A 9288-nucleotide genomic window follows, 5' to 3' on the forward strand; every position below is an offset into this window, starting at 1 on the left:
TCCCAGACATCCAGCAACACCTGTTTGTCGGGGTAGTCGTGGTGAACCTTGATCAGTGGACGGGCAGCACCGACGACAATGCCCAACTCTTCGTGCAGCTCACGGGCCAGCGCGGTTTCCACCGACTCGTCGGCCTCGACCTTGCCGCCGGGAAACTCCCACAAGCCACCCTGATGCTGGGTGTCGGCACGGCGGGCGATGAGAACTTTGCCGCTGTCGTCACGAATGACGGCGGCGGCGACGTGTACGCGTTTCACGGATTCAACTCCTCCAGTCCAGCCTTCTGCCATGCCTTGAAGGCCGGCCATTGGTAGACGGTTTCAACATAGGCTTCGTCGGCCGCTGGCAGCTTGACCTGATAGGTGCGCAGGCGCACGGCAATCGGCGCGAAGAAGGCATCGGCCAGACTCACCCGACCAAACAGGTACGGCCCGCTCTCGGTGGCAGCAGCACGGCATTCGGCCCACAGCGCGAGCATGCGCTCGATGTCGACCTTCACTTCTGGCGGCACCGGGTTAAGCGGCGCGTCATGGTTGAGGTTGAACGGCATGTGATTGCGCATGGCGAAGAAGCCGCTGTGCATCTGCGCGCAGGCGGATCGTGCCTGGGCGCGGGCGAACAGATCGCTCGGCCAGAGCTGTTCGGACGGAAACTGTTCGGCGAGGTATTCGGCGATGGCCAGCGAATCGGCGATGGTGCCCCGTGAGGTTTTCAGCAACGGGACCTTGGCGGTTGGCGAATGCTTGAGCAGACGCTCACGGGTGTCGGGTTTGCCGAGTCTGATCAACTCTTCGGTGTAGGGTGCGCCGGTCAGCTCGACGGCCAGTGCCGCGCGCAAGGACCAGGAGGAAAGCAGTTTGTCGCCGATGATCAGGTGCAGGGACATGGGTGTGGCGCCTTTTCGTCAGAGGAAGCTTCTAAACTTGTCGAGTCTGAACCATCGCTTTCGCGAGCAAGCTCGCTCCCACAGGTTCTTGGGTGTACACAGCATGTGTGAACGGCCGAAACCACTGTGGGAGCGAGCTTGCTCGCGAAGAGGCCGACAGCCCGCCCCCACCTTTTAGATCAAGTGCGGTACTCGGCGTTGATCTTCACGTATTCATGCGACAGGTCGGTGGTCCAGATGGTTTCGCTGCAATCACCGCGACCCAGCTCGATGCGGATGGTGATTTCTTCCTGCTGCATCACCGCCGAACCCTGCGCCTCAGTGTAGGTGCTTGCGCGGGCGCCACGGCTGGCGATGCACACGTCACCGAGGAACACGTCGATCTTGCTCACGTCCAGGTCCGGCACACCGGCACGGCCGACAGCGGCCAGGATACGGCCCCAGTTCGGGTCGGAGGCGAACAGTGCGGTCTTGATCAGCGGCGAATGCGCCACGGTGTAGCCGACGTCCAGGCATTCCTGGTGATTGCCGCCGCCGTTGACTTCAACAGTGACGAACTTGGTCGCGCCTTCGCCGTCACGCACGATGGCCTGGGCCACGTCCATGCACACTTCGAACACCGCTTGCTTCAACTTGTTGAACAGCTCGCCTTCAGCGCGAGTGATTTCCGGCAGCGCAGCCTTGCCGGTGGCAATCAGCATGCAGCAGTCGTTGGTCGAGGTGTCGCCGTCGATGGTGATGCGGTTGAACGACTTGTTGGCGCCGTCGAGCATCAGGTTGTGCAATACATCACGGGAGACTTTGGCGTCGGTGGCGATGTAGCCGAGCATGGTCGCCATGTTAGGGCGGATCATGCCCGCACCTTTGCTGATTCCGGTCACGGTGATGGTCACGCCATCATGCTGGAACTGGCGGCTGGCACCCTTGGGCAGGGTGTCGGTGGTCATGATGCCGGTGGCCGCGGCTTCCCAGTTGTTTTCCGACAGGTCGTCCAGCGCCGCTTGCAAGGCGCCTTCGATCTTCTCGACCGGCAGTGGCTCGCCGATCACACCGGTGGAGTACGGCAGGATCTGGCTGGCATCGACACCGGTCAGCTCGGCGAGCTTCGCCGTGGTGCGCTCGGCCGCAGCCAGGCCCGGCTCACCGGTACCGGCATTGGCGTTGCCGGTGTTGGTCAGCAGGTAGCGCACAGCGTTGTGTACACGTTGTTTCGCCAGGATCACCGGCGCCGCACAAAAGGCGTTCAGGGTGAACACGCCCGCCACCGTAGAGCCTTCGGCGCAACGCATCACCACCACATCCTTGCGCCCCGGGCGCTTGATGCCGGCCGAGGCGATACCGAGTTCAAAACCGGCAACCGGGTGCAACGTTGGCAAAGGACCAAGACCAACAGCCATGAATGCGCTCCTTACTCAATGATGTCAGCACCGCCAATCGTAGGGACGGTGGCTTGAATGGCAAAACGCCGCGACGGCAGGAGCCGGTCGCGGCGCGGGTATTTCAGCGATTGAAACGGGTTTTACTGGATCTGCCCGTGGCAATGCTTGAATTTCTTGCCCGAACCGCAGTAGCACAGTTCGTTGCGGCCCAGCTTCTGCTCGTTGCGAACCGGGGCGGTGGCGAGGGCAACATCGACCTCTTCACCGACCAGGGCTTCCGGCTGGTCCAGGCCCGGGGCTTCGGCGTGTTCGAACTGCATGCGGGCGGCCAGTGCTTCGGCCTCCTCACGCAGGCGTTGTTCTTCGGCTTCCGGATCTTCGCGACGAACCTGAACGTGCGACAACACACGGATCGAGTCGCGCTTGATCGAATCCAGCAGCTCGGAGAACAGCGTGAACGACTCGCGCTTGTATTCCTGCTTCGGGTTCTTCTGGGCGTAGCCACGCAGGTGGATGCCGTGACGCAGGTGATCCATGGTCGACAGGTGGTCTTTCCACAGATCGTCCAGTACGCGCAGAACGATTTGTTTCTCGAAGGAGCGCAGTGCGTCGGCACCGGCCTGGTCTTCTTTCTCGTTGTACGCGGCGATCAGCTCTTGCATCAGCTTCTCGCGCAGGGTTTCTTCGTACAGGTGATCGTCTTCGTCAAGCCACTGCTGAATCGGCAGCTTCACGCCGAAATCGCTGGCAATCGAGGCTTCCAGACCGGCGACGTCCCACTGCTCTGGCAGCGATTGCGGCGGAATGTGGGCACTGACGGTGGCGTTGAGCACGTCCTGACGGAAATCGGCGATGGTTTCACCGATGTTGTCAGCGGCCAGCAACGTGTTACGCATGTGATAGATCACTTTACGCTGTTCGTTGTTGACGTCGTCGAACTCGAGCAGTTGCTTGCGGATGTCGAAGTTGCGGCCTTCAACCTTGCGCTGCGCCTTCTCGATCGCGTTGGTCACCATGCGGTGCTCGATCGCTTCGCCCGGCTGCATGCCCAGGGCTTTCATGAAGTTCTTCACCCGGTCAGAGGCGAAGATGCGCATCAGGCTGTCTTCCAGCGACAGGTAGAAGCGGCTGGAACCGGCATCGCCCTGACGGCCGGCACGGCCACGCAGCTGGTTGTCGATACGACGGGATTCGTGACGCTCGGACGCGATCACCTGCAGACCGCCGGATTCCAGCACTTGCTGGTGGCGCTTCTGCCAGTCGGCCTTGATTTGCGCGATCTGCTCGGGGGTCGGGTTCTCCAGCGACGCGACTTCCACTTCCCAGTTACCGCCCAACAGGATGTCGGTACCACGACCGGCCATGTTGGTGGCGATGGTCAGGGCGCCCGGACGACCGGCCTGCGCGATGATCTCGGCTTCTTTTTCGTGGAACTTGGCATTCAGAACCTTGTGTTCGATGCCTTCCTTCACGAGCAATGCGGACATGTGCTCGGAGGTTTCGATGGTCGCGGTACCCACCAGCACCGGACGACCGGCGGCCATGCTTTCCTTGATGTCGGTAACGATTGCCGCGTACTTCTCTTCGGCAGTCAGGAACACCAGGTCGTTGAAGTCCTTACGCGCCAACGGCTTGTTCGGCGGAATGACCATCACCTCCAGACCATAGATCTGGTGGAATTCGAACGCTTCGGTGTCAGCGGTACCGGTCATGCCGGACAGCTTGGTGTACAGACGGAAGTAGTTCTGGAACGTAGTCGAGGCCAGGGTCTGGCTCTCGGCCTGGATGTTCAGACCTTCCTTGGCTTCGATGGCCTGGTGCAGGCCTTCGGACAGACGACGGCCCGGCATGGTACGACCGGTGTGTTCGTCGACCAGTACGACCTGACCGTCCTGCACGATGTATTCAATGTTGCGATTGAACAGCTTGTGCGCACGCAGACCGGCATACACGTGGGTCAGCAGGCCCAGGTTGTGTGCCGAGTACAGGCTTTCGCCTTCAGCCAGCAGGCCGACGCGGGTGAGCATGTCTTCGATGAACTGGTGACCGGCTTCGTTGAGCTCGACCTGACGGGTCTTCTCGTCAACGGTGTAGTGGCCGGCCTTGGTGACTTCGCCTTCGACTTCTTCGACATGCAGTTCCAGCTGCGGGATCAGTTTATTGATCTCCATGTACAGCTTGGAGCTGTCCTCGGCCTGACCGGAGATGATCAGCGGGGTACGCGCTTCGTCGATGAGGATGGAGTCGACTTCGTCGATCACGGCAAAATTGAGTTCGCGCTGGAATTTTTCTTCCATGCTGAACGCCATGTTGTCGCGCAGGTAGTCGAACCCGAATTCGTTGTTGGTGCCGTAGGTGATGTCGGCGGCGTAGGCGGCGCGCTTCTCTTCCGGCGGCTGGAACGGCGTCACGACGCCGACGGTCAGGCCGAGGAATTCATACAGCGGACGCATCCAGTTGGCGTCACGACGGGCCAGGTAGTCGTTCACCGTCACCACGTGCACGCCCTTGCCGGACAGCGCGTTGAGGTAAACACCCAGGGTCGCCACGAGGGTTTTACCCTCACCGGTACGCATTTCGGCAATCTTGCCTTCGTGCAGGGTCATGCCACCGACGAGCTGTACGTCGAAGTGGCGCATGCCCATGACGCGCTTGCCGGCTTCGCGGGCGACCGCAAAGGCTTCTGGCAGCAGCTTGTCGAGGGTTTCCCCTTTGGCGATGCGGGCCTTGAACTCGGCGGTCTTGGCACGCAATTGATCGTCCGAAAGGGCCACCATTTGCTCTTCGAAGGCATTGACGAGCTGCACCGTCTTGAGCATGCGTTTGACTTCACGCTCGTTCTTGCTTCCAAAAAGTTTCTTTAACAAAGGCGCAAACATATCGGCAGGATCTTCCACACTAAAGGGATGGAGGGCGGCCCCGTGAGCGTCGCCCGTGCAGCCCTCATGGCCGCATGCGAACGAGCATTCTACCCGGAAACGGAAGTGAGGAAAGTGGCGATGTTCCACGATGCTGGCACTGCGCTTTGACGGGGCTCACTTAAGATAGGGGCGTTTTGCTCAACTTCAACCCGTACAGGAAAGAAGTTAGTCGTTGATTTAATGGGTAAAGCAGGGACAAAAGCAATGGGCGAGTGATTTTGCCGCTTTCTGCTACCATGGCGTTTCTGTTACTTCAGGTGTTCGATCATGGCATTCCGCCCTCTTACGGCCAGAGCACCCGCCGTTCTGCTGCGCGAAGCCAAGCCGCTCAAAGCCATTCTCGGCCATGCCCAACGTCTGGGGCATCTGCAACGCTTGCTCGAAAGCCAACTGCAACCCGCCGCTCGCGAACATTGTCATGTGGCGTCCTGGCGTGAAGGCAGTCTGTTGCTGATTGTCACCGACGGCCATTGGGCCACCCGTCTGCGTTATCAGCAGAAACGCTTGCAGCGGCAATTGCAGATGTTCGACGAGTTCGCCAGCCTGACGCGCATTCTGTTCAAGGTGCAGCCGCCTACCGTGCAGCGCGGGGCGACCGGACATACGATGGATTTGTCCACGGATGCGGCGGCGACCATTCAGGCCACGGCCGACGGGATCAGTGATCCGGGACTGCGGGCGGCACTGGAACGGCTGGCGGCGCACGCTAAAGACAAGTCCTGAAATCTATCTGAACGTGCGCGCAGATCCAATGTGGGAGCAGCCTCGCTCCCACATTTAGCTCGCCGGCAAAGAATGGTCAGCGGCGTTTGCTGCCTCCAAGCAAAGAGCCCATCAAGCCGCGCACCAGTTGTTTACCCAAATTATTGGCCGCCTGGCGCATGGCGGATTTCAACGCCTGCCCGGCCGCCGTCCCGAGAAACTCCCCGGCCCTGTCGGCAAGACTCGGCTCTTCGGGCACCGGCTTACCTGCCGGGACCTCAGTTTCTGGCGCCAGCCCCTTGCGCCCCATCAGAATTTCATACGCCGACTCGCGGTCGATCGGTTTGTCATACCGGCCCTTGAACGGCGACCCGGCGATCAATACCGTGCGTTCGGTTTCGCTCAGCGGCCCGATCCGCGACTGCGGCGGCGCCACCAGGACGCGCTGGACCATTTCCGGCGTACCTTTTTCTGTCAGCGTGCCGACCAGCGCCTCGCCGATGCCAAGCTCCGTCAACACCGCCAGGCTGTCGAACGCCGGGTTCGGCCGGAAGCCATCGGCCACTGCCCGCAGGGATTTCTGCTCCTTGGCGGTGAACGCACGTAAACCGTGCTGAACGCGCAGACCCAGCTGCGCCAACACGTCATCCGGCAAGTCCGCCGGCGACTGGGTCACAAAGTACACGCCGACGCCTTTCGAACGAATCAGCCGCACCACTTGCTCCAGGCGCTCCTGCAAGGCCTTGGGCGTGTCACCGAACAGCAAGTGCGCCTCATCGAAGAACAAGGCCAGCAGGGGTTTATCGGCATCGCCGCGCTCCGGCAACTGCTCGAACAGCTCGGCCAGCAACCACAACAGGAAGGTCGCGTAGACCTTCGGTGCTTCATGCACCAGACGACTGGCGTCCAGTAGATGAATGCGTCCACGGCCGTCGGCGGTCGGTTGCAGAATGTCTTCGAGTTGCAGCGCCGGCTCGCCAAACAGCGCCTCGGCGCCCTGCTGTTCGAGGATCGCCAGTCGCCGCAACAGTGCCTGACTGGAACCGGTGGTCATCAGCGCCGCGTCTTCGCCAAGCAACTGCGGATTGTCCTTGAGGTGGTTAAGCAGAGCCTTGAGGTCCTTCAAGTCCAGCAGCAACAGCCCTTCGCGGTCTGCGACCTTGAACGCGGCATACAGCGCCGACTGCTGGCTGTCGGTGAGTTCCAGCAGGCTGCCGATCAACAGCGGGCCCATTTCGCTCAGCGTGGTGCGCAACGGATGACCGGACTCGCCGTGGATGTCCCACAACGTCACCGGGTAAGCCTTGGGCTGGTAATTGAGCCACGGCATGCCGGCAATACGCTCGGCGACCTTGCCCTGTGGGTTGCCAGCGGCGCCAAGGCCGCACAGATCACCCTTGATGTCGGCGGCAAACACCGCCACGCCGGCGTCGCTGAACGCTTCGGCAAGGCGCTGCAAGGTGACGGTTTTACCCGTACCGGTGGCGCCGGCGACGAGCCCGTGGCGGTTCGCCAGGCGCATGGCCTGCCCCACCTGCTGTCCTGTGAGATCGGCGCCGATTACGAGTTGCGAGGAGTCAGGCATTTTGTCACCCAATGGTTAATCTTTGATTCTGCATGGCCGATAAACAGAGGTGAGAGCCCGATCACAAGTCGGGCCGGACATTTCCCTAAGGAGAGACGGAAATATCAGCTTACTTTCACCCTTGCCCATTACGCGCGCTTCTATAAAAGCACGCCCTGGACATTAAGACCTTAGCGGAACCCCAAGCCATGAACAAAAATCTGCGCTTCAGCCATAAAATTTTGCTTGCCGCCGCCCTCATCGTCATCGCCGCCTTCGCCTCGTTCACGCTGTACAACGACTGGCTCCAGCGCAACGCGATCCGCGATGACCTGAAGAACTATCTCAACGAGATGGGCGAAGTCACTGCCGGCAATATCCAGACCTGGCTCAACGGTCGCATCCTGCTGATCGAAAACGCCGCCCAGAACATCGCCATCAACCCCGAGTCCGCCAACGTCGCCAGCCTGCTGGAACAGAAAACCCTGACGTCGACGTTCATGGCCACCTATCTGGGTGACGCCACCGGTCACTTCACCATTCGCCCGGATACGAAGATGCCGGACGGTTTCGACCCTCGGGTTCGTCCCTGGTACAAGGGCGCCGAGAGCAGCAGCACCTCGACCCTGACCGAACCATACATCGACGCGGCCACCGGCCAGTTGATCATTTCCATCGCCACCGCCTCGAAGAAGGCCGGCCAGAGCGTTGGCGTGGTCGGCGGCGACCTGAGCCTGCAATCGCTGGTCGACACCCTCGCCGCGCGGGATTTCGACGGCATGGGTTATGTGTTCCTGGTCAGCTCGGACGGCAAGATCCTCGTGCACCCGGACAAGGCACTGGTGATGAAATCACTGAAGGAAGCCTATCCCCAGGACACCCCGCGCATCAGCGGCGATTTCAGTGAAGTCACCGTCGATGGCAAGACCCGTATCGTGACCTTCGCGCCAATCAAAGGCCTGCCGTCGGTGAACTGGTACATCGGCCTGTCGGTGGACAAGGACAAAGCCTTCGCCATGCTCAGCCAGTTCCGCACCTCGGCGGTGATTGCGACCGTCATTGGGGTGGCGATCATCATCGCCCTGCTCGGCATGCTGATCCGCCTGCTGATCCAGCCGCTGCACGTCATGACCCGCGCCATGGAAGACATCGCCGACGGCGAAGGCGACCTGACCAAACGGCTGACCATCGTCAATCACGATGAATTCGGTGTGCTGGGCACGGCGTTCAACCGTTTCGTCGAGCGTATTCATGGCTCGATCCGCGAAGTGTCGTCGGCCACCGGACAGGTCAACGAGGTCGCGTTGCGCGTGGTCGCGGCGTCGAATTCGTCGATGTACAACTCCGATCAACAGGCTTCGCGCACCAGCAGCGTGGCCGCCGCGATCAACCAGCTAGGCGCCGCCGCCCAGGAAATCGCCCGCAACGCCGCGCAAGCCTCGAACCAGGCCAGCGACGCCCGTGGCCTCGCCGAAGACGGCCAACAAGTGGTCGATCGCAGCATCAAGGCAATGAATCAGCTGTCGAGCATGCTCAGCGCGTCGAGCAGCAACATCGAGTCGCTGAACAGCAAAACCGTGAACATCGGCCAGATTCTCGAAGTGATCACCAGCATTTCCCAGCAAACCAACCTGCTGGCGCTCAACGCCGCAATCGAAGCGGCGCGTGCCGGTGAGGCCGGCCGTGGCTTTGCCGTGGTGGCGGATGAAGTGCGCAACCTGGCGCACCGCACCCAGGAATCGGCGCAACAGGTGCAGACCATGATCGAGGAGCTGCAAGTCGGTGCCCGCGAATCGGTGAGCACCATGAGCGACAGCCAGCGCCACAGTCAGGACA

7 protein-coding genes and 1 pseudogene are annotated in these 9288 nt (G+C 61.1%); 3 read left to right on the forward strand and 5 right to left on the reverse strand.

Annotated elements, in window-relative coordinates:
• The 4 genes from DBR24_RS04950 to secA all read right to left on the reverse strand — a co-directional run.
• Window positions 1-257 (reverse strand): NUDIX domain-containing protein (locus DBR24_RS04950; protein ID WP_128614077.1); only part of this gene is annotated, 257 nt, incomplete at its 3' end.
• The gene (locus DBR24_RS04955) at window positions 254-886 is read right to left on the reverse strand and encodes a glutathione S-transferase family protein (protein ID WP_128614078.1); all 633 of its coding nucleotides are present in this window, start codon (window positions 884-886) and stop codon (window positions 254-256) included. The genes DBR24_RS04950 and DBR24_RS04955, both read right to left, overlap by 4 nt.
• 179 nt (window positions 887-1065) lie before the next feature.
• Window positions 1066-2283: a bifunctional glutamate N-acetyltransferase/amino-acid acetyltransferase ArgJ gene (gene argJ, locus DBR24_RS04960; protein ID WP_128614079.1), complete on the reverse strand. Its 1218-nt coding sequence runs from the start codon at window positions 2281-2283 to the stop codon at window positions 1066-1068.
• A 122-nt stretch (window positions 2284-2405) separates the two neighbouring features.
• Window positions 2406-5144 carry a preprotein translocase subunit SecA gene (gene secA, locus DBR24_RS04965; RefSeq protein ID WP_128614080.1) on the reverse strand — a complete coding sequence of 913 codons (2739 nt, stop codon included), beginning with the start codon at window positions 5142-5144 and terminating at the stop codon, window positions 2406-2408.
• Between the two features lie 309 nt (window positions 5145-5453).
• On the opposite strand from secA, the gene DBR24_RS04970 reads away from it, so the two are divergent.
• On the forward strand, window positions 5454-5909 hold the full coding sequence (locus DBR24_RS04970; protein ID WP_123467243.1) for a DUF721 domain-containing protein: 456 nt from the start codon (window positions 5454-5456) through the stop codon (window positions 5907-5909).
• Window positions 5910-5985: 76 nt separating this feature from the next.
• On the opposite strand, the gene DBR24_RS04975 is transcribed toward DBR24_RS04970, so the two are convergent.
• Window positions 5986-7473, reverse strand: a complete 1488-nt coding sequence (locus DBR24_RS04975; RefSeq protein ID WP_128614081.1) for a helicase HerA-like domain-containing protein — start codon at window positions 7471-7473, stop codon at window positions 5986-5988.
• 332 nt (window positions 7474-7805) lie between these two features.
• Between DBR24_RS04975 and DBR24_RS34775 the strand changes: the two are divergent.
• Together DBR24_RS34775 and DBR24_RS34780 are read left to right on the forward strand one after the other, a co-directional pair.
• Window positions 7806-8645, forward strand: a pseudogene (locus tag DBR24_RS34775) (cache domain-containing protein); the annotation flags it as partial.
• A 141-nt stretch (window positions 8646-8786) separates the two neighbouring features.
• Window positions 8787-9288, forward strand: a 502-nt coding sequence (locus DBR24_RS34780) for a methyl-accepting chemotaxis protein (protein ID WP_371921230.1), incomplete at its 3' end; no start/stop codon positions are given.

This window comes from Pseudomonas sp. HMWF006, assembly GCF_003061205.1.
Lineage (GTDB): Bacteria > Pseudomonadota > Gammaproteobacteria > Pseudomonadales > Pseudomonadaceae > Aquipseudomonas > Aquipseudomonas monsensis.